Origin of the sequence: Granulicatella sp. 20925_1_45, assembly GCF_041433555.1 — a bacterium.
Lineage (GTDB): Bacteria > Bacillota > Bacilli > Lactobacillales > Aerococcaceae > Granulicatella.
Genome location: NZ_JAPWBR010000010.1, coordinates 1 through 24,036, shown reverse-complemented (window position 1 = coordinate 24,036; position 24,036 = coordinate 1). Strand labels below are relative to the sequence as shown.

The window sequence follows — 24,036 nt, the reverse complement described above, 5'->3', positions numbered from 1 at the left end:
TACCTCTACATTCTTTTTCATTACGAAATAAATAACACTTTCACACCGATACTCTTCAAATAAGCTACGGTTTCAGGGTCAGCGGTATGGTCTGTAATTAAATGAGTAATCATATTACAATCCGCTGTATGAAAGTTTGAATCACGACCCACTTTAAACCCTTCCGTTACAATGATGCGGTGCCCTGTTGTACGTTCTAAAATCACACGGTTCACTGCCGTCTCTGGCAGTGCATACGTTGAAATCCCGTTTTTACTAATTCCTCCAACACCTAGGAAACAAATGTCTGCACGCGCTTTTGAGAATGAGTTAATCGCAAAATCCCCAACAAGAGATTTTTTCTGTTCGAAAATTTCTCCACCACTAATCACGATTGACGCTTTCGTAGACGGCTTTTTGAAGATGGAACGACCATTATTCGTTAAGATTGTAACGTTGGCATCCGCTAGAAAATTTAATAACAAAAAGGCAGTAGAGCCTGAGTTAATAAAGACCATATTATGATCTCTTACTAATCCCGCGGCTCTTCTTGCGATGTTTTTCTTCATGGAATTATATTGAATTTGATCCACGTTTTCTTGTTTAATTTTTCCAGCAAGGTAGCGTGCGCCTCCGTAGAAGCGCTCGATAACTCCTTGGTCTTCAAATTGTTGTAAATCTCTTCGAATGGTGATTTCAGAAACTTCTAACTCTTTCGATAAGTCTTCAACAGACATCTCATGGTTTTCTTGTAAAAGCTGAAGGATACGTTGTTGTCGTTTAAACACAACCCCTTTACTACTCTTCAAAGTTTCTTCCTCCTTTTTAGAAATCCATTCAGGTCTTATTTAATTTTTAATGAAAGCTCATCTAATTGTTTCGCTGACACTTCACTTGGAGCTTGTGTCATTGGATCCACTGCTGAGCTGTTCTTAGGAAACGCGATGACTTCACGAATGTTGTCTTCGCCAGCTAGTAACATTACTAAACGGTCTAACCCAAGAGCAATTCCTCCGTGTGGTGGGAAACCGTAATCTAATGCGTCTAATAAGAATCCGAATTGACTTTCTGCAGATTCTTTTGTAAATCCTAATACTTTGAACATCGCTTCTTGCATATCGCGACGGTAAATACGTAATGAACCTCCACCTAATTCATATCCGTTTAATACGATATCGTAGGCTTGTGCTTTCGCTCCTGCTGGATCATCGATTAATGCTTGGAAATCTTCGTTCGCAGGACGAGTGAATGGGTGGTGCATTGCAACATAACGGTCTTCTTCAGCATCATGTTCTAATAATGGCCAATCAACAACCCATAAGAAGTTGAATTTGTTTGTATCGATTAAGTTATGTTTCTTACCAAAGTGTAAACGTAATTCAGATAATGATTGTGCTACTACTGATGGTTTGTCCGCACAGAAGAACACGATATCTCCAACTTCAGCGTTGATACGTTCACGGAAAGCTGCTTCTTGGTTCACGATGAATTTTGCGATTGGGCCTTTCAAGCCATCTTCTTCAACTTTAATCCATGCTAAACCTTTAGCTCCGAATTTAGAAACAAAGTCTGCTAAGCTATCTGCATCTTTACGAGAATATTCGTCTGCAAGTCCTTTTAAGTTAATGACTTTAACTTCACCGCCGTTTTCGATACATGAACTGAACACTTTAAGGTCAGATTCTTTCATGATGTCACTCACGTCGATTAATTCTAAATCGAAACGAGTATCTGGTTTATCGTTTCCGTAACGAGCCATTGCTTCTGCAAATGAAATACGTGGGAATGGAGTTTGAACATCCACATCCAATGTATCTTTCATCACTTTCTTCAATAAGCCTTCCATCATTTCTTGGATTTCTTCAGCTGATAAGAAGCTTGTTTCGATATCGACTTGTGTAAATTCTGGTTGACGGTCTCCACGTAAGTCTTCGTCACGGAAGCAACGAACGATTTGGTAGTAACGATCTAATCCAGCACCCATTAACAATTGTTTAAATGTTTGAGGTGATTGAGGTAATGCATAGAAGCTTCCTTCGTGAACACGTGAAGGTACTAAGTAGTCACGCGCTCCTTCTGGTGTAGATTTCGCTAAAATTGGAGTTTCAACGTCAATATATCCTTCACCGTCTAAATACTCACGAATTGATTTAGTTGTTTTATGACGTAAGCGTAAGTTTTCTAATACAGGACGACGACGAATATCTAAGTAACGATATTTCAAACGTAATTCTTCTGATGCTTTTTGTTCGTCATCGATATAGATAGGAGAAGTTTTCGCTTGAGAGAATACTTCTACTTCATCTACTAATAACTCATATTTACCCGTTTTTAGATTTGGGTTTTCTAGTCCTTCTCCACGATAAGCCACTTCACCAGTTACTTGAATCACGTATTCAGAACGTAATTTTTCAGCGATTTCAAACGCCTCTTGGTTACGTGCTGGGTTGAAAACCACTTGCATAATCCCTTCGCGGTCTCTTAAGTCGATGAAGATAACTCCACCGTGGTCACGACGTTTTGCCACCCAACCATCTAATGTCACTGTTTGTCCAACTAATTTTTCACTAATGAATCCACAATATTCTGTTCTTCTTTTCATATCCATCCCTCTTTCTATTTACCAAAGTACTCGTCAATGGCTGTTGTATCCATTGTGATTTGACGATAAATGCTATCAAAATCTTCGTAGAGTTCTTGTAAATTAATTTTTACTTCTTTACCAGTATTCATTACTTTCACTGGTACTTGTTTTGTTTCTAATTCTTCTTCACCAAGTGTGATGACCACTTTAGCGCCATATTTTTGAGCGTTCTTGAATTGTGGTTTTGCTTTACGTCCGAAGAAATCACGATCCACTGAGTACCCTTGTTGACGGAGTGAAATTGAAAGTTTCAATACTTCCTCTTCTGTTGCTTCACCAAGTCCAACAACATACACATCTAGTTCTTGTAATTCAGGAACTTCTACTTTTTCATCTTTCATTAATAGCACAAGACGTTCGATTCCAAGACCAAATCCAAATCCTGGTGTTTCAGGTCCGTCAAGTTCTTGTACAAGACCGTCATAACGTCCGCCACCACAAATCGTCGTTTTAGCACCGAATGATTTAGAATCTGTCATGATTTCAAAAATTGTATCTTGGTAGTAGTCAAGCCCACGTACCATTGTTTCATCGATTTCAAATGGAATCTCTAATGCGTTTAAGTATTGTTGTACTTTTTCAAAGTGAGTGCGTGCTTCATCTGATAAGAATTCTAAAATACGAGGTGCATTTTTCACAATTTCAATATCACGTTTGTCTTTACTATCTAATACACGTAATGGATTTTTGTGAAGACGATTTTTTGAATCTTCACTTAATTCATCCGCAAATGGTTCTAAGTAACTGATTAACGCTTCACGGTATTTAATACGGTCAGCTGTTTTACCTAGTGAGTTAATCACTAAGCGCATATTTGATAATCCGAGTTCTTTTAATAAATCCCAAGCCATCGCGATCGTTTCTACGTCTGTAGCAGGATTTGTAGAACCAAACACCTCAACTCCTAATTGGTGGAATTGACGAAGACGTCCTGATTGTGGACGCTCATAACGGAACATTGGAGCCATATAATACACTTTATAAGGTTTCTTATGCTCTGGTCCGTATAATTTATTTTCTACATAAGCACGAACAATCGCTGCAGTTCCTTCTGGACGAAGTGTAATGTGACGATCTCCTTTATCGTAGAAATCATACATCTCTTTTGAAACGATATCACTCGTATCCCCAACACCACGGCTAAATAAATCGTAGCTTTCAAACATTGGTGTACGCATTTCTTCAAATTGATAATCGCCTAAAATGATGCGTGCTGTTTCTTCGATATAGTGCCAAATTTTGAGTTCTTCAGGTAATAAATCGGCTGTCCCTTTTGGTTTTTGAATCATATGAATCATCCTTTCTTTTAATAAAAATAAAAAAATCCCAACTTCAATAGAAGTCAGGACGAAAATTTCGTGGTACCACCTTAGTTCGGAAAGAGCTCTTTCCCTCTTAATGATAACGGAATTACCGGAATAACTTTGCATTATTCTCCTCAAGAGTGTCTTTCCTTGTACGGTTAGAAGCTTTCAGCCACGGCTTCTATCTCTTTAGTGTACGTTTTATGTCTCTGTCTAAGGATTTATATTGTTGCTATAAAGAATACTAGAGGAATGCGTATTTGTCAAGAAAACCTCATTATTCTATCCTGTCTAAATCTACTAAAAAGAGAGAAAGCAAAATGTAACATATAAGTTACATTTTGCTTCTTGTACTCTTACTGAATTAACTTGTCAATCGCTTTAATAACGCCATTATTTTCATTAGTATCTGTGACGATGTCCGCGATAGCTTTTACCTCTTCGCTTGAATTCCCCATCGCAATGGCAAGTCCTGCGTATTCTAACATCTCGATGTCATTAGCAGCATCCCCAATAGCCGCGATTTCACTCGGCTCGATATTTAGTTTTTGGGCTAATTTTTCTAATCCAAAAGCTTTATTTACACCTTTTGTTAGTACTTCAACTAAATATTTTTGGCTACGAACCACATAAAATTCGTCTCTCCACTCCTGGGGAATAAATGTTTCAAACTCATTGAGTTGTTCTTCATCTCCCATTAGTAGGATTTTATAGAAATCAGTGTTTAAAGACTCTTTGGTTGGAATTCTTTTCAACTTGCCACTCACAAGTTTTACATCAAACTCCATCCATTCAGTTGGATCTTGATCAAAACAATAATAGTAATCAACACCAGCACCCATCACGCTGATTCCATGTCTCTTTCCTAATTCAATCCATTTTTGAATCGCACCAGAATCAACGAACGCATCCATCACACGTTTACCTGTTTGACTCTCGTAAATGTTGGCGCCATTTTGACTAATAATATAGTGGTTTTCTTCTAAATATCCTAAGTCTTTTAAATATGGACGAATTCCACTTTCAGGACGACCTGTACAAAGCACTAATAAAGTTTCAGTGTTTTTGTTATGAAAGTTCTTGAAATATTGTTTCGTCTCATCTAATAATTCTTTTTTTCTGTTTAATAGTGTGCCATCCATGTCGATAGCAATTAATTTAATCATTACAACTACTCCTTATTATTAATACAAAAATATTTTATCACAAAACCTCTATTGAAAACATACCCAACAAAAAAACACTCTCTATTTGAGAGTGCTTTTCGTTTAGTTTAGAATTCGAATCGTAACATTTCGTCTTCCCCATTGGTTTGCTTGATCTACTGTTGTGAAGTGAAGGTCAATGATATTTCCTTTAATTGCTCCACCAGTATCTCCAGCAATCGCAATTCCGTATCCAGGAACTTCAACTAAGCTTCCTAAAGGAATCACGCTTGGGTCAACTGCAATGACTGTTGGATTCTTACGTAAGTCGATTCCAGTCGCTGTATAAGGGCTTAATCCTGGTTCGTTATAAGAATATCCAGTCGCTTGAACGTTTAATGTTCTTCCACCAGATTGGTTGCTTGCTGCAGCTGCTTGTGTCGTTGGTGTTTCTTGTGTTGCAGGTGCTTGTGTTTGAGCAACCGTTGTAGCTGGTTCAGCTGTCGCAGCTTGTGTCGTTGGTGTTTGCTGCGTAGATGAGGCTACATCTGGTTTATCTGTAGTTAATTGTGCAACTGCTGTAATAGCTGATGCCACTACTGCAGATGTTTCTTTCTTTTGTTCTTGAACTTTTGCAAGAGCTTCTTTGTTATCAGCAATTAATTTTTTCAAATCATTGACTGAACCTTCAAACGCTTGACTCTCAGCGGTAAGTTGTTCTTTTTTAGCGACTACGTCAGTTGACGCTTGTTCTGCTGCTGTTTTCAGGCGAGATAATTCAGCTACTTGCTCGGATAAGCTCTTCAACACTTCTTCATCCGATTGGAATAATTGTTGAAACACATATAATCGATTAAAGAAATCTGAAAGACTTTCTGAATTTAGTAAATGTAAAATACTATAAGAAACAAAGTCAGAAACTTGAATTTGTTGCAATCGTTTAGATGCGACTTGTTTACGTTCTTCCACTTTTGTTTCTTGTGTCGTAATCTTTTCAGCAAGCGTTTCTTTCTCTTTATTGAGAGAATCGATTTGTTGGTTTAAACTTTCAATTTCTTGATATTTCGTATTCACTTTTTGTAATTCTGAAGTTAATTGTGCTTCTAGTTTTTGAATATCCGCTTCCTCCGCAAATACTGAAGGTGCTAACGGTCCAGACACTAAGATAAAAGCCATTAAAGTCAGAACAATATGTTTAATCTTTTTCAAAAGTGATTTTCACCACACTTTCTCCAACTTACCTCACATTTTACATGAGAAACATATTGAGAAAGTATCAGTTATATTACAGAACTGTAACAAAACTTTACAATTTTATGATTCCTTAAGATAGGCTTTTAGCGCTTCAAGGAGCTCATCGCTGCTAGAAACAATCTCCCCGCGAAGTTTGACAAGGCCTGCTGTATAAAGGTTTACATAGCTAAACTGTGACTCTGCTACTTCTTGTAATGCCTCTAATTTTTGAGGATTATCTGCCCCTTGTTGACGGCTATCTGTGTATAATCCAAGAATTGGCATATCTGCGTGATACGCTACCCCGATTTCACTGGCAACACCGACATCAATCACTGCACCATCTAAAACAGCAATCATTAAGTCTGATTCTAATAAGGCATCTGTATCATATTGGGCAATCATTGTTGAGTCCGCATACGAGCTCTTGTCATTAATCGCCATTTGTTCTTGTGGTAAGTACACCTCTACCCCTGGGAACTGGTTGCGAATTTTTTCTACGAGTACTTTGTTAAAGGCTAATTCCATTTCTGAGAATAATGGACTTGCAAAATAAATTTTTGTCATATGAATACCTCCTCTAATAACCTTATCCTACACTAAATACAGCAAAAAGACCAGAAGACTTTAATCCTTCTGGTCTAATAATTTATTAATTATATAACGCATCTACACGTGCTTGAACAGCCTCATCTTCAAGGAACTCATCATAAGTAGAGCCAAGACGGTCCACAATGCCTTTTGGTCCGATTTCGATAATGCGGTTCGCAGTTGTTTGAATAAACTCGTGGTCATGACTTGAGAATAGTAATGAACCTTTGAAGGCGATTAAGCCATCATTCAATGCAGTGATTGATTCTAAGTCTAAGTGGTTTGTTGGATCGTCTAAGATTAATACGTTTGCTTTAGAAAGCATTAATTTAGATAACATACAACGCACTTTTTCTCCCCCTGAAAGAACAGTTACTTGTTTCATAACATCGTCTCCAGAGAATAACATACGACCTAAGAAGCTACGTAAGAATGTGTTATCTTGTTCTTCTACTGGTGCGTATTGACGTAACCATTCTAAAATATTTAAGTTCTCATTTGAGAATTCGTCTGTCATATCTTTTGGTAAGTACGCTTGACTAGTTGTGACACCCCATTTGAATGTACCGCTGTCTGCTTCCATTTCGCCTGTTAAGATCTTGAATAATGTTGTAATTGCAATATCTGAACGGCTTAAGAACGCTACTTTATCGTCTTTTGATAATTGGAAGCTTACGTTTTCGAAAATCACTTCACCATCAATTATTTTTGATAAGCCTTCGACTAATAATAAGTCATTCCCGATTTCACGCGCTGGTGAGAAACCAACGAATGGATATTTACGGCTTGAAGGTTGAATATCGTCCAATGTAATTTTATCCAACATTTTCTTACGAGAAGTCGCTTGTTTTGATTTAGAAGCGTTCGCAGAGAAACGAGCGATAAACTCTTGTAACTCTTTGATTTTCTCTTCTTTCTTCGCGTTTTGGTCAGCTAATAATTTTGCAGCTAATTGGCTTGAATGTAACCAGAAATCATAGTTACCAACGAATAATTTAATCTTACCGAAGTCAACGTCCGCCATATGCGTACATACTTTGTTTAAGAAGTGACGGTCATGGGATACAACGATTACTGTGTTATCAAAGTTGATTAAGAACTCTTCCAACCATGCGATTGACTTTGCATCCAAACCGTTTGTAGGTTCGTCTAATAAAAGAACGTCTGGTTTACCGAATAATGCTTGTGCAAGTAACACTTTAACCTTGTCTGCTTCGACTAATTCGCTCATTAGTTTGTAGTGTTGGTCTTCAGTGATTCCTAACCCTTGTAATAATTGTGAAGCATCACTTTCAGCTTCCCAACCGTTTAATTCAGCAAACTCCCCTTCAAGTTCAGCAGCACGGATACCATCTTCATCAGAGAAATCTTCTTTCATGTAGATAGCGTCTTTTTCTTTCATGATGTCATATAAATGTTTATGACCCATGATAACTGTATCAATAACACGTTCATCTTCGAAGGCGAAGTGGTCTTGTTTTAAGACTGTTAAACGTTCATGTGGATCTAGGATAACTTCACCAGTTGTTGGTTGTAATTCCCCAGACAAGATTTTTAGGAAAGTTGATTTTCCGGCACCATTCGCACCAATAACCCCATAACAGTTTCCTGGTGTAAAAGTGATGTTAACATCGTCAAACAATTTACGGTCTGAAAATAATAGACTTACGTTTTGTACTTTTAGCATTTCGTTCTCCTTTGTTTTTGAATTCGATTCATTCTATCATACTCTAGCTGTTTTTTAAACCTTTGTACTAACTGTTACACAAAATAAGCTAGTCTGCTGTAGACTAGCTCAAATAGTATTCTGTGTCTTACTTTGTAAATTTCAGTTCAACCTTATATCCATTCTTCGCGGCCATTTCGATAATAGTTGATAAGCGTGGATTCGTTTTCCCTTTTTCTATTGCAGAAATTTTATTTTGTAACAGCTGATTCTCTTCGGCATAGCGACTTTGAGAAAGACCGGTTTCAAGGCGTAACTCTACAAGCTGCAATGCAATCTTTTGCTTCGAATATTCTTTATTAAAATCAGATACAAAATTAGGATACGTAGTATTTAACATAGTGTATAATTTCTTCTGGTATCGTCCCATTTGGTACACCCTCCTTATAGTCTCTTGAAACCTCAAAGCGTAAATACTCCCGTTTATTCTTTCCTGCTCCCCATTTTTCCCAGACGGCTGGCGTGAGACCTTCTTCTTCAACGATGGTTAGTACCGCTAATATTTTTACCAATTTATCATAAGGAAGATCTTTAATATCCTCATATTTTGATTCACTTATTTCAAATGTTTCTCCCATAAACATCCCTCCTAAACACATTATACCGTATAAGGAATATACCGTATACGGTATATCTTACTTTTTATAAAAAAAATCCGTAGACAAAAATTGCCTACGGATTGAGAGTGTTATTCAGTTACGATAACCGCACGTTTCAAACGTTCTACTGTTTCAGAAATATTTCTGAAGTGGTCGCTGACACGTTCTAGGTTACTTAATAAGTCCATTACGAAAATACCTGATTCAGCAGAAGCAATTCCTTTGTTCATACGTTTCATGTATTTATCGCGAACTTCAATCTTGAGTTTATCAATATCACGTTCGATTTGGATCGCTTGTTGAACTTTATCTTGATCACCAGTTGATAAGGCGTCAATTGATAATGCGAATCCTTTTTGAACAAGTGCGTACAAGCCATCTAATTCGTGAGCTGTATCTTCGTCTAGGAAGATTTCGCGTTCGATAATTGATTTTGCGAAGTCTGCAATGTTTTCTGCGTGATCCCCGATACGCTCGATGTCGTTAGCTGTACTAAACAATTCATCGATTGTTTGTTGGTCTTTTGCAGATACACTTTGTTGAGAAATTTCAACTAAATACTTCACAATTGCTTTTTCGTACGCATTGATATTTTTCTCGTTTTCAAGAGCTTTCTTCACAAGTTTCTTATCACGCGTACGAGCAGCTCCAATCGCATTTTCTAAAGCACTACTTGTTTCTTGAGCCATCGCAGCGAATTCATACATTGTGTTTTCTAACGCGATTGTTGGAGTTACCAAGATACGTTTATCAAGATAACGCGTAATGCTTTCTTCCTCGTCTTCTCCATCAGGAATAATCATTTGAATCAACTTCACTAAAAGATTTGTGAATGGGAATAGGACAATTACGTTAACGATATTGAAAATCGTATGTGCATTGGCAATCTGACGAGCAACATTACCAGGATCAATAGATTCAACAACATTCACAAGAATACCGCGAAGGAAAAGCATAAAGTAAACTGTACCGATAACATTAATCATTAAGTGGAATAAAGCAACTTGTTTTCCACGACGAGAAGTACCTAAACTACTAATTAAAGCAGTTGTACATGTTCCGATGTTATCACCGAAGATGATAAACACCGCTGTAGTAATAGGAAGCACACCTTGACTAGCAAGAGCGATTAATACCCCAATGGTTGCTGAAGAACTTTGTAAGACAAGGGTCATTAAAAGACCGATTCCGACACCAATAAATGGATTGCTACCGTATTGAAGAATCCAGTTAGTAAATTCAGGCAATTCTTTTAACGGTTGTAAAGCAGAACTCAATGAGCTCATACCAATAAATAAAATACCAAAACCAATAAAGATTTCACTAGCTTCTTTAACTTTTGGATTTTTAGTAAGCATGTTCGCTACTAAACCAGAAGCGATGACGATAGGTGCCCATTGTGACAAGTTAAAGGAAACCATTTGCCCTGTAATCGTCGTTCCGACGTTTGCTCCAAAGACAACACCTACTGCTTGCGCTAATGTCATTAGCCCAGCGTTTACGAAACCAACAACCATTACTGTCGTTGCTGATGAACTTTGAATGATTGTTGTTACAAACATCCCAACAAGTACTGACATGAATCGATTTTTCGTTAATTTACGAATAATCCCTTTCAAGCCTTCTCCGGCTACTTTTTGTAATCCGTCGCCCATCAATTGCATCCCGTATAAGAATAAACTTAGACCAGCAATTGCACCGAGAATCATCGTCATATACATAAGTCAATAACTCCTTTAAAGTTAAGTGTAATGTGGAATGTATCCACGTGCATTGTAACATATTAAAAGTCATTAAGAAAGAGTTCGCTTCACATCTGCTTGATTAAAATGATCCACTAACGATTGGATGTTTTGAACGTATTCAAGACACCCAACATAGTTATCTTCTTCATCCCAAACAGCGTGATACGTCACATGCACCATCATGCCGTCTTTCTTAAACCACATTTCTTCTTTTTCTTTTTGTTTTGACTTTAATTGTTCAAAAATGGTTTGAACCGTTTCATGTACTTTAGGCGGATGACATAAAATCACGTCACGGCCTATTGCGCTTGGTGTGCGTTTAAAGATTTTCTCTTCACCATTTCCTTCGTTGTAATATTTCACAATATTATTGTGATCTACAAACGACAATTCCATCGGTAATAAATTCAAAATCAGATTGAGCTGCTTCAATGAAAGCGACCCAGTCGATAAAGGAATATCTCCTTCTTCTTCAACCTCGACTTTTGTCTTCACAGGGGCGAAGTCTTTTTTGACCGCCCACTCTTTTTCAGGTTTTACAATACAGTATCCATATTCTGGGGACTGCGTAGCAATTGTTTCCCAATCATCTACATGGAAAACTTGTTCCACCATCGGAATCAGAATATTCTCTTCCTTTTGAATCATCTCTAGTAATTCATCACGGACCACTTCAAACTCTTCTAACACATTAGCTTGTTCATTTTCTAGTGCCGTCTTGAAATCCTTATACAATTCACGAATTTGGTCATCAACACCCCACATTACCTTAGGAGGTGCGGTAATGCCCTTTTTCTCCATAATCGGAAACATGGCATATTCTTTTCTTTGAAAGTGATTATCAAATTGACCAAGCAACGAAATTTGGCGATTCAAACCCTTTTTAATTGTTTCATCCTTCGTCTCTAAATAATTCTTCAGCAACCGTTCCACACGGTCTAATGCGCCTCGAATCGCTAAATTTTCCATCTTCATGACATGTACTGGATGTCCCGGTTGTTCGAAATCAGCAACCGTTGTTTCCGTATTGACTTTAGACCCCATCAAGTTTGCATGGACATTACAGAGGCTCATAATTTCAGCAAAAGTAATCCCTTCACTCATTAAGTTTCTCTCCATTAACTGGATTTCATAAGGAGTGATTTCATCAAAGGCTGCATTGAATTCTTTTTGAATGACTTCTTTATCTTCTCCTGCATGAAGGCGCAGCATCAAGTCTTTTAAAATCTCCTGACGCTCTTCCATCGTGTAATCTTCTTTAGCCATCTAATCCCTGCTTTCTTTAACGATGTATCCATTCATCTCTAATGTTTCAACAATGGTTTCTAAAGGAACTTTTGCAATTTTAGAACCTTTAATCATATTCGTAATACGTCCAACAGTATGAACCATCTGCGGTTGATTAAGTGGTTTAAAGCCAATTTCAACGAGTAAATCCTTTACTTCTGGATGCTCAGTGATTGTTGTATAGACGCTATCTTCTAAATAAATAGTATTCAAAGAAGCTCCTCCTATCTAAAAAATAAGTATGGTGCGAAGTATGGTAAAAAAGTACGATATACAAGATAAATAATGTATAAGATAATCGTTACTCGACTAAACGTGATTTGTGCAATTCCATGGAAACCACGATTCACATCCAAATATTCCTTAATATCTTTCCATTTCAAAATAATCACAAATACTAACACAACAAAGCCAATTAAATCTAGTAGTTGAACGAGAGAAAAATTGCCAAAATCTATCATTTGTGCAAGATAGATATCGAGCACAACTGCAAATATGAAGTTATTCATCATATGGACGACTACTGCCCATTGGAAGCCGTATTCAATAGCAACATAAGCAAAAACAATACCCGCCATAAATGTGAAGACTTCTTGTGTAATGTTGGCATGGAATAGTGAGAAAATAAGAGCCGTGAATAGAATCGTAAATACTTTCCCGTAACGCTCAAGACGATATCCAATGAACCCTCTAAAAATAAATTCTTCTACAACAGGAGCCATGACTCCTAAATACAGTACAAAAATGATACTAGACGTTAACTCTTCACTTGTATTTGCTACAAGAGTTGCTGGAATGCCCATTTCCAATAACAATTTTTCAAGACCTGTTAATAAGAGTTTTGAGATAAAGCGAATTCCAAATAAGCTCGCAGATAACATTGCAAACGACTGTATATTCATTTTTCTTGGAGCAACGTGCTCATAAATACGTTTCATTGGAAATTTTTTTGAAAGAGACCAAACAAGTAAACTTAGAGAAGCCGCAATAAATAGGCCTACTCCCCAAATTCCGTAAAAATCTTCAGTGTCAACTGCATTTTGGGCCGCCCCTTGTTGACCAGCAGCTGCGAAGAAGAAGAAAACTAACATATAAACAATTAATCTTCTTCCGATAGAAGTAATGTCCTTTTTAAACAATTCTTCCATATCTTCTTGATAAAATTCATTTTGTGGGTCGAAATCTTCAGACCCTCTTTCTTCATTAAATGTTACTTCTTCTTTGTATGATTCAAACATTTACACACCTCGTGATTCCTTATATTTTTTAAACACTCTTCTTAATCTGAAAACTAAGAAGATACAACTACTCATTAATCCCAATATCAAACCAATCCAATAAGAATATGGACCAGCATTAAATGCATTATCTAGTATAAATCCGATTGGCAATCCAATAATCCAATAGCCAATTAAAAATAAGATAAATGGCATTTGAACATCTTTGAACCCTCTGAGTGTTCCTTGAATTGGCGCTGCCACTGCATCAAACAGTTGGAACAACAGACTATAAGTTAAAAACACAACGGTTAACTGAATAAAGTCTGGGTCTGTTCCATATAGCGCGGCCACCGATTGGATATTGAGCGCTAATAATGTTAACGTCACAACAGCAAGTGTCACAGCCGTCGCAATTCCAATATAAGCAAAATGCATTGCAGAACGAATATCTTTTCTACCGACTTCATAAGAAACAATAATGGTTAACGCAGTAGAAATACTGATTGGGAATGCATAAACGACAGTTGCAAAGTTCATCGCAGCCTGGTGGGATGCAATAATCGATGTCCCAAATTTCGACATGAGTAATCCTACAAATGCGAAAACAGCAACTTCCGCAAAAATCGACAAACCAATTGGAAGCCCAATCTTAAATGGTTCCTTCCACATTTTGACATCAATTCCGCTCCATTTTAAAACATCATATTCTTTTAATACTGGATGTTTTCTAAACACTATAAATGCTACAACGAGCAACCCCCAGTAAGCCAGTGCGGTTCCAAGTCCAGCCCCAGCTCCTCCCATTTCAGGGAAGCCAAATTGACCGTAAATCAGTGAATAGTTAAAGAACATATTCAGCGGAACCACTAATACCATGAGCAACATCGATACTTTGGTTAATCCTAAAGCGTCCACAAAAGATCTTAAGACACTAAAGAGTAATAATGGAATAAACCCTAAGGATAACAACGTTAAATATCCTACTGCTACAGCTTCCACTTCTTGTTCTAAATTCATCAATCCTAAAACAGGTTTAAGAAATAGGAGTCCAAAAACAAATAGTCCAATGGCTAATACGACGCCAATGATTAAGTATTGACGCATCACCTGCTCTATTTTATCCATTTTCTTCTGTCCAAAATATTGTCCAACAATCGGCACCAGCCCTGAAATCGTCCCTGTCAATAATGAGAAAAATGGCGCATACAAGCTCCCACCAATCGATACTCCGGCAAGATGGACTTCGTTATATCGTCCAGTCATGACCGTATCAATAAATTGAGCCGAATAATTGGCAATTTGATAAATTAAAACTGGAATTAAAATGGTTAGTAGCGCTTTGAATTTATGATTTTCTTGTATCGTACTATTCATCATTTCCTCCTAACTTAATTCATCAATTGATTTCACTTTAAAGATTGCACTAGGAAGAACTTCTAGATTATTAGGTTCGCTTGTCACAGCAATAAACCCAGCAGTATTTTTGGCAAACTCTTCATCTACTGTTGAGTCCCCAATATAAATCATCTCGTTAAAAGAGACACCAAAACGATTTTGAATCGCATGTAGTGAATCCGTTGCTGGCTTTGAAGGAAATTCATCGGTGGTTCCAATGAAGTCGAATAACTCATTAATTCCAGCAACTTGTAAAACGGCTTCGGCTGGTAACTTCGAATCGTTTGTGACTAAAGCAATCACAAATCCTTTTTCCTTCAGTACGCAAAGTGCACGCTTTACATCTCCAAGTGTTTGGATTTTCTTTGGATGACTTAGAATATAGTCGGCAAAGTAATGCACTACAAAGTCGTAATTTTCTTCGATATCGATTGGCCTGAAATGATTTAAGACTTCCAGCATATCGCGAACTGTACCTGAAGCAATCACGCTGTTTTCGATGATGTCAGTTTCAGTGATACCAAGACGGTCAAACAACTCGTCATGTTCTGCATTTGTTAGATTCATCTCATTACGATTCACTAATTCGTTAAGAACTAAAATCGTTGGCTCAAACCATAACGTGGATGTATCCGTTAATGTGCCATCTTTATCGAAAATCAATACTTTAATATTGGTTTCTGTTAAATAATTTAAAAATTCTTGTTTCATTATTCGATACTTTGTAACTCCACAGAAATAATGTTATCTAAAGCATTAATTTCTTTAATCACGTCTTCTACACTTACCGTTGCCTCAGAAATATCAATCATGATTTGTACAACAGCGACACTGTGAATCGCTAATCCTTGGAAGATCGTTAGGATGTTCATATCACGATTTGCAAATACTTCAAGCGTCTTTGTCAGCGTTCCTTTGATATTTTTCATATGGATATTGATAGATGCTTTTCTTCCTGCATTTACAGAAGAAAATCCTTGTACTTTACGATAATACTTATAATAAACACTGCGTGAGATGCCAACCATCTTCACTACTTCAGTGACGTCTTTTGCTTGTCCTGTTGCAAGTAGTTCTTTAGCTTGCAAAACTTTAGCAAATACAGGAGGAACAGCATCTTCAGAAACTAAAAAATGTTTTTGTCGATTCATCATTTGTCCTTCTTTCATAATCATTTGTATCCATTTTACCCTACATCATGGACAGATGGCAATTAATTCCGGCTAAAAGAACACGAAAAAAAGAAGCTAGATAACTAGCTTCTTGTCATAAAATCATATGGTGTTAAGTCGTCCATTCCAATCATCGGAGAAATAAGAGCGTCTTCAATTGCTTGGATGGTTAATTGGATTTCTTTGCCTTCGTCTGAAAGAACGGTATCATCGAGCGACGACTCTGTTTTATTCTCTTTAATTGCTGGAGTTTCTTCTGTCTTTTCAATGTCGAAATTCGTTAAGAACTCTTGTAAGAAAGTCGCACGTTTAGGAGGAATCGTTGTCGCACTCTTTTGGAATGCCCCTGCTTCCCCACACATAATGAGATACTGCTGACTTCTTGTAACTGCCGTATACAATAGATTTCTTTGCAACATACGTGAGTACTGATTCACCATTGGCAAGATAACCATTTTAAATTCAGACCCTTGTGCCTTATGAATCGAGCAGCAATAAGCAAGCGTCAATTGTTGCCAATCAGTTCTATGGTATTCGACTTCCGTTTGATCAAATAGAACGAAAATCTTATCCACTTGGTCATCATTTTCTTTTGCAAACTGAATCGCTGTGATTTCACCAATATCCCCATTGTAGACATTTTCTTCCGGTAAATTCACTAGTTGAAGGACTTTATCCCCTACACGGAAGACTTTATCAAAGGATTCCACTTCGCGCACAGAATTTCCAATCTTAGGATTTAAGATTTCTTGCATCATCTGATTGATGGCATTAATACCCGCATCCCCTTTATACATCGGAGCCAGAACTTGAATATCTCTCTTCGTATAGCCTTTTTTAAGTGCCGCTACAACGACTTGCTCAATAATGGTTACCAATCGTTCTGTAGAACACGGCAAGAAGCTGCGGTCTGTTTGTTTCTCCATAAAGTTCCTTGGCAAGAATCCATCTTTAATGCTATGGGCTAATTCGACAATCGATGACTGCTGTGTCTGGCGGTGAATTCGCTTCAGTTCGATGGCTGGTACTTGATTCGTTTCCAGTAAATCCGTTAAGACTTGTCCAGGACCAACAGAAGGCAATTGATTGCTATCTCCGACAAGTAGTATCTTCAATCCTTCAGGCGCCGCTTTAAACACGCGGTTCATTAACCACGTATCCACCATTGACATCTCATCGATAATCAAGAACTCTCCGGTAATTTCCTTATCTTCAAAACTATCATCCACACTATCAATCGCAATTCCGAGCAGGCGATGAATCGTAGAAGCAGGATAACCTGTCAACTCATTCATCCGTTTCGCTGCACGTCCTGTTGGTGCTGCAAGAACAATCGCCTCTTCAATCTCTTCATCGTTATCAAGTTCATTCAGTTGCGCGTAGACGTCAATCACAGCATTGATAATCGTTGTCTTCCCAGTCCCTGGTCCACCTGTTAATACAAAAAGCGGTTCAGTCATAATACGGTAAATAGCCTCTTTTTGAGACGCATCATATTGAATCTCAAACTTCTCTTCGGTTTGTTGAATGGCTTCATCAATTTTTTCTTTACTAATTTCAAGTTTTGAAGCCGTAATCCGTTTTGAAAGAGCATTACTAATGCCAAGTTCAGCGTAGTATAAAGACGCAATCGCAATACGATTTTCATCAGAAAACACAACACCTTCACGGATTAATTCATTCAATGCATCTACTAGTCTATCTGGTTCGATTAAGTAATTTTGGCATGACTCGAGTAATCGCTGTGCTTGCGTAATTAACACTTCTGCCATCAAGTAAGTATCTCCTGTTTGATAGCAGAAATCTCTTGTCACAACAAAGAGCGCACCCTTAAGTCTTGAAGTATCGTCTGGATCAATCCCCATGGACTGGGCAATACTATCCATTCGTCTAAAACCAAGTCCTTCAATTCTTTGAAGAAGTACATAAGGATCCTCGTCTAAGACAGCTCTAGCCTTATCTTTATACATGCCGATAATTTTCTGAGCAATCGCAGGTGTAAATCCAAGATTCGTCAGTTCAAACATTAACTTCTCAGTTCCCTGGTTTTGCTGAATGACTTCTCGAATCATTTCTTTTTTCTTTTTCGTGAGGCCTGTAATCCCATCAAGCGCAGTCTCGTCGTTTAAGATACGCTCCATAGCATCCTCGCCCAACTTCTCAATAATTTTCTCAGCCGTCTTCTCCCCAATTCCTGGAAAATGAGCGCTCGATAAATATTGAATGAGCCCTCTTTTACCAGTTGGTTGCGTCTGTTGATAATTATCTGCTTGGAATTGTTCTCCGTATTTTGGATGAGAAACAATTTTCCCATTAAAACGATAGGAGATATCCGAATGAATTTGTCCGAAAATCCCAGTCACAACAATCTCGTCATCCACATCCACGCAATCCGATTCGATAACGCGAACGAGCATGACTTTATAGAAGTTTTGCGGATTCTCGAAAAAAGTCGTTAATACTTCCCCTACAATATAAGGTGTATCACTCATTTGGAATCTCCTTTCTTTGTTTTATTTATACGTATTGACGTTCTTCTCCGTTCATATACGCTTTATCGATGATGCCTCCACCAAGGCACTCTTCCCCGTCATAAAATACGACAGCTTGGCCTGGTGTAATCGCACGAACAAGTTCATCAAAAATAACCGTTGCACGCGTTGGGTCCTTTTCATCTAATACTACTTTCACTTTAGTATCTTGTTGACGGTATCTGAATTTAGCCGTACATTCAAATGTTTGCTCTTTTGGTAGGTCATTTGTAAATTGAATATCTGTCGCTGTTAAGCTGTCTGAATAGAGGTTTGGATGATGGAAGCCTTGACCCACATATAAAGTGTTTGTCGATAAGTCTTTTCCGATTACAAACCATGGATCATTTGTCTTACCACCGCCACCGATACCAAGACCTTGGCGTTGTCCAATTGTGTAGTACATGAGTCCAGCGTGGTCGCCTTTTACTTCACCATCCAATGTCACCATTTTTCCAGGTTTAGCTGGTAAATAGTTTGATAAGAATTCATTGAAGTTACGTTCTCCGATGAAACATACACCAGTAGAATCTTTCTTCTTCGCAGTCGCAAGATCATACTTTTCAGCAATCTCACGCACTTCTTTTTTCTCTAAGTGTCCAATTGGGAACATCGCTTTTTCTAATTGCTTTTGATTCAATTGACTTAAGAAATACGTTTGGTCTTTATTATTGTCTTTCCCTCTTAATAAGTGAACAATTCCATTTTCGTCTTTTTCCACACGTGCATAGTGACCCATCGCCACATAATCTGCTCCTAATTGCAGTGCATAATCTAGGAAAGCTTGGAATTTCACTTCTTTATTACACATCACATCTGGGTTTGGTGTACGTCCTAGGCGATATTCACGAAGGAAGTATTCAAATACACGGTCCCAATATTCTTTCTCAAAGTTTACTGAATAATACGGAATTCCAATTTGTTCTGCAACCGCAGCTACGTCCTTGTAGTCTTCAGTTGCTGTACAAACGCCATTTTCGTCCGTATCATCCCAGTTTTTCATAAAAATACCGATGACATCATATCCAGCTTCTTTTAATAGTAAAGCTGTTACAGAGGAGTCAACTCCTCCACTCATGCCAACGACAACTCTTGTTTTTTCGTTACTCATTCTTTCACCATCATTTCTATTTATTTCCTGAACTAGTCGATTTGAAGGTCGAGTTATCAGAATTTACCCTAATTTTAAATTTATTTTTATTTTTTTCAAAATTTTTGCTTGTAAATCATTGAAAATGCGATAGTACTGGGATTTTTGCCCAATTGTGTTTTTGACAAACGGTTGCGTTTTCACTATAATTAAGTTGAGAAAAAGGGGGCGAAGGTGTATGATGATCTCTTTACGAGCAGCACGGGTAAATCGTAATTTAACACTGTTAGAAGCCGCCAAATATCTTAAAATAAACAAAGATACGCTTACGAAGTATGAAAAAGATTCAACTAATCTTCCATATTCTTTAAGCAAAAGAATGCAGGAGCTATATGAAGTTCCTAGCGAGAATCTTTATTTTGGCGACACTCAAAGCTTCGTAGCACAATTTAAGCCGCTACCTGAAGTCGAATAATACAGCTACAGGGAACACCGCCCGTGCATGATAAACGAGACAGTTCAATTTTGAACTGTCTCTCTTTTCTTATACACTATTTTGTTGTTACTTCGAGAACTCCTCGTTCAACAAGCCCTTCTAAAATAAACTCTAACTTTTCTACAGCCATAGCAGTATTTGCTTTACCGTATAAGTCAACTGTTTGCAGGCCATTCTTCGTTACTGTCGAAATTTTCAATTGTTTCTTATCTTTATCCACCATGACTTTTAATTTTAATCCACGGTGATCATCAATTGTTTCGTCTAAACTACGAATTAATTGGAAGTTCCCAGATTTTGTTTCTGTAAAGCCATTATCACGTAATGTGTATCCTTTACATGTTGGACTAACCGAAAAGACTTGGTTTGATCCTTTTAATGATGCAGTTGGTGTAAATGCCATATGCGCTTCTCCTCTTTCTTTTTCTACAACGTTAGTTTACCATATTTTGCCTCTAAACAAAAGCTCTCTCTTAACGCAGTGCGTCCACAAAGGCGTCAATATCTTCTTTTGTTGAACCCATTCCAAATGAAAGTCTGACAGATTCTTCAAGACGACTCGTTTCGCCTTTAAACATTGCAGACAATACTGGACTGATTTGTACACTTCCAGCTGAACATGCTGATCCAGCAGATACTGAAACATCTTTTAAATCATTGAAGATTAACGTTTGTGTCGCTTTTCTTCCCTTCAGCCAGATATTACAAATATGCGGATTCTTTGGATTTGCTACGCCGTTAAACTCAAACTCAATGCCTCTTTCAGACAACTTCTCGATTAGATACTCACGTAACTCTTGATAGTTTTGAACGAGCTCATCTCTTTTTTCTACAACGATTTGCATTGCTTTTTCAAGCCCTAAAATATAAGGAACATTTTCCGTTCCTGCTCTGAACCCTAGCTCTTGCCCGCCGCCTTTAATTAAAGCGTGAATTGGCGCATCTTTTGATTTATATAGGAATCCAATCCCTTTTGGCGCATAAATTTTATGTCCTGAAGCCGTTAAATAGTCAATTCCATCCACCGTTAAAGCTTCTTGTGCAAAGGCTTGAACGGCATCTGTATGGAAATAAGTTGGCTTGTCTTTTAATAAAGCAGCAATCTCTTCAATTGGGAAACGTGCGCCTGTTTCATTATTGACCGTCATGACAGAAACCAGACGTGTATCCTCTCTTAGAGCCTGCTCAATTTCAGAAACCGTCACAATGCCATCTTTATTTGGAGCTAAATACGTCACGTCAAAGCCTTCTTGTTCTAAAAATTCAGCCGATTTACGAACAGAAGGATGCTCAACAGCAGAAACAATGATATGACCTTTTTCATTCGCGAAATGCTCACGAATACTCTCGAATACTAAGTTATTTCCTTCAGAACCTGAACTTGTAAAGATAATGGCATCGTGTGGAGATGCTTGTAGTTCAGATAAAATAGCTTTCTTCACACGTTCGATTTTTTGCTTTTGTTCACGACCAATACGATAGACACTAGACGGATTCCCAAAAGAAGCCATTTCCTTTGTAATCACTTCTAATACTTCTGCGTTTACTGGCGTCGTTGCTGCATAATCTAAGTAATTCACCTTGCACTCTCCTCACTTTCAAACAATACTATTATACGTGATGACTATTTATTGTCCTAATAAGTTGTTTTAATCTTTCCTATTATATCATTCTTTCAACTTATGATACACTAAACATAAAGAAATTTAAGGAGGAACTGTCATGAACCATCAACCGCTCGCTTACCGTATGCGACCTCGTACGATTGACGAAGTGATTGGTCAAGAGCATCTTGTCTCTCCTGGAAAAATCATCAATCGCATGGTTGTGGCCAAACAATTATCATCCATGATTTTATATGGTCCTCCAGGAACTGGGAAAACAAGTATCGCTAGCGCCATTAGCGGAAGTACAAAAGTGGCTTTTAGACAACTAAACGCAGCCACCGATACAAAAAAGGACTTACAAATTGTTGCTGAAGAAGCAAAGATGTCTGGTAGCGTGATTTTACTACTCGATGAAATCCATCGTCTTGATAAAACGAAACAAGACTTCTTATTGCCTCATCTGGAAAATGGCCGAATTATTTTAGTCGGAGCAACGACTGAGAATCCGTACATTTCCATTAATCCAGCGATTCGAAGTCGTACTCAAATATTTGAACTTAAACCACTTTCTTCGCAGGATATTCAAAAAGCACTCTTAAAAGCTATCGAAGATGAAGAACGTGGCTTAAGAAAACTAAATCTAGACGTCACAGAAGAAGCCTTAACTCACTTTGCAAGTAGTACTAACGGAGATGTCAGAAGCGCCCTAAACGCACTAGAACTAGCCGCTAAATCAACTGAAGCTAGTGACGATGGAAAAATCCATATCACGATTCAAATCGCAGAAGAATGTATCCAAAGAAAAGCACTCTCTTATGATAAAGACGGCGACCAACATTACGATGTCATCTCCGCTCTTCAAAAATCGATTCGAGGATCAGATGTGAATGCAGCCTTGCATTACGCTGCTCGTTTAATGGAAGCTGGTGACTTAACAAGCTTAATGAGACGCCTTTTAGTTATTGCCTATGAAGATATCGGACTAGGAAATCCTCAAGGGGCCGCTCGAGCTGTCTCAGCCGTACAAGCTGCTGAACGTCTTGGTTTACCGGAAGCTAGAATTCCTCTAGCGAACGCCATTATCGAACTCGCTCTTTCACCTAAATCAAACACGGCTATTCGCTCAATCGATAGTGCATTGTCTGATGTCAGAAAAGGTCGTGCGATTAGCATTCCAGACCACTTAAAAGATGCTCATTATTCAGGTGCTCAAAAATTGGGACGTGGTGTTGGATACAAGTATCCACATGACTATCCAGGACACTTCGTGAAACAGCAATACTTGCCTGACGCGCTTAAAAATGAGGAGTATTTCAAGGCAGAACCAACCTCTTCATATGAGGATGCATTGATGAAACAATACCAAAAATATCGTCAAAAATAATTAGTGATTTCTTAAGAAATCGGTACCAAACTTTTATTGCAATCGACCTACTCTTGTGCTACTATAATGACATAGAGATCTAAGATGTGCGCGGTATTTACTAAGTGTTGACCGAACAATTTACGACTTTTTAGGGATTCAGATTGATATTACAGATAACAAGCCCTTTCACTTGGTAGTTAGGAAGTAATACATAGAAGCCCACCTGCTTTAGATGCGGGTTCAAACTAACAAATACATCAAACGGCATCGTTGGAAATCTATATAAAGTTATTAACTTTAGGCCACTCTTCGTGAGTGGTTTTTCTTTTGCCTTAATTCCTATTTCCATCCGTTTTGGTTCCCTTTTCATTCGCTTTATTTAGGTGTATAATAAGGGTATCAAGAATAAGGATGTGATTTTATGTTTCATGAATATGAAAAAATTCTCGTTCCAATCGATGGTTCCAAGGAAGCCAAACTAGCCTTTGACAAAGCCATTGAAGTGGCTAAACGAAATCATGCAAAGCTTGTGTTAGCACACGTCATCGATACTCGTTCTCTTCAAACACCTACTGGATTTGAAGGCAATTTCTCAGATGAGATTCGTAAACAAGCTGAAAACTTATTTGCTGAATACGTAGAAGATGCTAAGGCTCATAACTTCACGGATGTGGAAACCGTTCTTGAATACGGTTCTCCTAAAGTAGTTATCTCTAAACAATTAACAAAAGATTACGGAATTGACCTTATTATGATGGGCGCTACTGGTTTAAATGCGGTGGAACGTCTCTTCATCGGTTCAGTATCTGAATATGTCATTCGTAATGCTTCTTGCGATGTTTTAGTCGTAAGAACGGACTTAGAAAACAAACGTCCTTAATCCTTTTAACCAAATAAATAAGCACA

Annotated in this window: 23 protein-coding genes and 1 other RNA gene; 4 read left to right on the top strand and 20 right to left on the bottom strand. The window is 37.9% G+C overall.

Features of this window, described 5'->3' with window-relative positions; translation table 11 throughout:
• Nucleotides 1–20: 20 nt before the first annotated feature.
• The 18 genes from O3798_RS04565 to mnmA form a co-directional block, all read right to left on the bottom strand.
• Entirely contained in the window at nt 21–788 is a 768-nt protein-coding gene (locus O3798_RS04565) for a DeoR/GlpR family DNA-binding transcription regulator (RefSeq protein WP_048781905.1), read from the bottom strand.
• A gap of 35 nt (nt 789–823) precedes the next feature.
• The gene (aspS, locus tag O3798_RS04560) at nt 824–2,581 is read right to left on the bottom strand and encodes an aspartate--tRNA ligase (RefSeq protein WP_371463628.1); all 1,758 of its coding nucleotides are present in this window, start codon (nt 2,579–2,581) and stop codon (nt 824–826) included.
• Nucleotides 2,582–2,595: 14 nt separating this feature from the next.
• Complete coding sequence (gene hisS, locus O3798_RS04555; protein ID WP_371463626.1) at nt 2,596–3,912, bottom strand: histidine--tRNA ligase; 1,317 nt, start codon at nt 3,910–3,912, stop codon at nt 2,596–2,598.
• A gap of 371 nt (nt 3,913–4,283) precedes the next feature.
• The gene (locus O3798_RS04550; protein WP_371463624.1) at nt 4,284–5,093 is read right to left on the bottom strand and encodes a Cof-type HAD-IIB family hydrolase; all 810 of its coding nucleotides are present in this window, start codon (nt 5,091–5,093) and stop codon (nt 4,284–4,286) included.
• A gap of 102 nt (nt 5,094–5,195) precedes the next feature.
• A complete protein-coding gene (locus O3798_RS04545) occupies nt 5,196–6,248 on the bottom strand; it encodes a 3D domain-containing protein (protein ID WP_371463622.1) in 1,053 nt (350 codons plus the stop codon).
• Nucleotides 6,249–6,386: 138 nt separating this feature from the next.
• Nucleotides 6,387–6,872 (bottom strand): nucleoside 2-deoxyribosyltransferase, encoded by a 486-nt coding sequence (locus O3798_RS04540; RefSeq protein WP_048711339.1) that lies wholly within the window; start codon nt 6,870–6,872, stop codon nt 6,387–6,389.
• A gap of 85 nt (nt 6,873–6,957) precedes the next feature.
• Nucleotides 6,958–8,583 (bottom strand): ABC-F family ATP-binding cassette domain-containing protein, encoded by a 1,626-nt coding sequence (locus O3798_RS04535; RefSeq protein WP_371463618.1) that lies wholly within the window; start codon nt 8,581–8,583, stop codon nt 6,958–6,960.
• A 127-nt stretch (nt 8,584–8,710) separates the two neighbouring features.
• Nucleotides 8,711–8,992, bottom strand: coding sequence for a helix-turn-helix transcriptional regulator (locus O3798_RS04530; RefSeq protein ID WP_285252044.1), 282 nt, complete (start codon nt 8,990–8,992; stop codon nt 8,711–8,713).
• Entirely contained in the window at nt 8,940–9,200 is a 261-nt protein-coding gene (locus O3798_RS04525) for a hypothetical protein (protein WP_048781895.1), read from the bottom strand. Before O3798_RS04525 ends, O3798_RS04530 begins: the two co-directional genes overlap by 53 nt.
• Before the next feature lie 110 nt (nt 9,201–9,310).
• Complete coding sequence (locus O3798_RS04520; protein ID WP_371463615.1) at nt 9,311–10,942, bottom strand: Na/Pi cotransporter family protein; 1,632 nt, start codon at nt 10,940–10,942, stop codon at nt 9,311–9,313.
• Between the two features lie 72 nt (nt 10,943–11,014).
• Nucleotides 11,015–12,232, bottom strand: coding sequence for a DUF438 domain-containing protein (locus O3798_RS04515; protein ID WP_285252042.1), 1,218 nt, complete (start codon nt 12,230–12,232; stop codon nt 11,015–11,017).
• The gene (locus O3798_RS04510; protein WP_371463613.1) at nt 12,233–12,466 is read right to left on the bottom strand and encodes a DUF1858 domain-containing protein; all 234 of its coding nucleotides are present in this window, start codon (nt 12,464–12,466) and stop codon (nt 12,233–12,235) included. It lies immediately after the preceding gene.
• A gap of 11 nt (nt 12,467–12,477) precedes the next feature.
• On the bottom strand, nt 12,478–13,491 hold the full coding sequence (locus O3798_RS04505; protein ID WP_285252041.1) for a CPBP family intramembrane glutamic endopeptidase: 1,014 nt from the start codon (nt 13,489–13,491) through the stop codon (nt 12,478–12,480).
• Nucleotides 13,492–14,847, bottom strand: a complete 1,356-nt coding sequence (locus tag O3798_RS04500) for an MATE family efflux transporter (RefSeq protein ID WP_285252040.1) — start codon at nt 14,845–14,847, stop codon at nt 13,492–13,494.
• 9 nt (nt 14,848–14,856) lie between these two features.
• Nucleotides 14,857–15,579 carry an HAD family hydrolase gene (locus O3798_RS04495; RefSeq protein ID WP_285252039.1) on the bottom strand — a complete coding sequence of 241 codons (723 nt, stop codon included), beginning with the start codon at nt 15,577–15,579 and terminating at the stop codon, nt 14,857–14,859.
• On the bottom strand, nt 15,579–16,019 hold the full coding sequence (locus O3798_RS04490) for an ACT domain-containing protein (RefSeq protein ID WP_065426994.1): 441 nt from the start codon (nt 16,017–16,019) through the stop codon (nt 15,579–15,581). Before O3798_RS04490 ends, O3798_RS04495 begins: the two co-directional genes overlap by 1 nt.
• A 104-nt stretch (nt 16,020–16,123) precedes the next feature.
• The gene (locus O3798_RS04485; protein WP_371463610.1) at nt 16,124–18,532 is read right to left on the bottom strand and encodes an ATP-dependent RecD-like DNA helicase; all 2,409 of its coding nucleotides are present in this window, start codon (nt 18,530–18,532) and stop codon (nt 16,124–16,126) included.
• Between the two features lie 25 nt (nt 18,533–18,557).
• Nucleotides 18,558–19,682 (bottom strand): tRNA 2-thiouridine(34) synthase MnmA, encoded by a 1,125-nt coding sequence (gene mnmA / locus O3798_RS04480; RefSeq protein ID WP_285252036.1) that lies wholly within the window; start codon nt 19,680–19,682, stop codon nt 18,558–18,560.
• Between the two features lie 217 nt (nt 19,683–19,899).
• On the opposite strand from mnmA, the gene O3798_RS04475 reads away from it, so the two are divergent.
• On the top strand, nt 19,900–20,136 hold the full coding sequence (locus O3798_RS04475; RefSeq protein ID WP_048713376.1) for a helix-turn-helix transcriptional regulator: 237 nt from the start codon (nt 19,900–19,902) through the stop codon (nt 20,134–20,136).
• Nucleotides 20,137–20,212: 76 nt separating this feature from the next.
• Here the strand turns inward: O3798_RS04475 and O3798_RS04470 are convergent, their stop codons facing one another.
• Together O3798_RS04470 and O3798_RS04465 are read right to left on the bottom strand one after the other, a co-directional pair.
• Nucleotides 20,213–20,560: a cysteine desulfurase gene (locus O3798_RS04470; protein ID WP_048713379.1), complete on the bottom strand. Its 348-nt coding sequence runs from the start codon at nt 20,558–20,560 to the stop codon at nt 20,213–20,215.
• Nucleotides 20,561–20,630: 70 nt separating this feature from the next.
• Complete coding sequence (locus O3798_RS04465; protein ID WP_371463608.1) at nt 20,631–21,737, bottom strand: cysteine desulfurase family protein; 1,107 nt, start codon at nt 21,735–21,737, stop codon at nt 20,631–20,633.
• Nucleotides 21,738–21,879: 142 nt separating this feature from the next.
• Here O3798_RS04465 and O3798_RS04460 point away from each other — a divergent pair, with 142 nt between their 5' ends.
• From O3798_RS04460 to O3798_RS04450, 3 genes are all read left to right on the top strand, one after another.
• Nucleotides 21,880–23,148, top strand: a complete 1,269-nt coding sequence (locus tag O3798_RS04460; RefSeq protein ID WP_371463606.1) for a replication-associated recombination protein A — start codon at nt 21,880–21,882, stop codon at nt 23,146–23,148.
• A 73-nt stretch (nt 23,149–23,221) separates the two neighbouring features.
• Nucleotides 23,222–23,411: non-coding RNA, 6S RNA (gene ssrS / locus O3798_RS04455), on the top strand.
• A 140-nt stretch (nt 23,412–23,551) separates the two neighbouring features.
• Complete coding sequence (locus tag O3798_RS04450; RefSeq protein ID WP_175814801.1) at nt 23,552–24,010, top strand: universal stress protein; 459 nt, start codon at nt 23,552–23,554, stop codon at nt 24,008–24,010.
• Nucleotides 24,011–24,036: the final 26 nt, after the last annotated feature.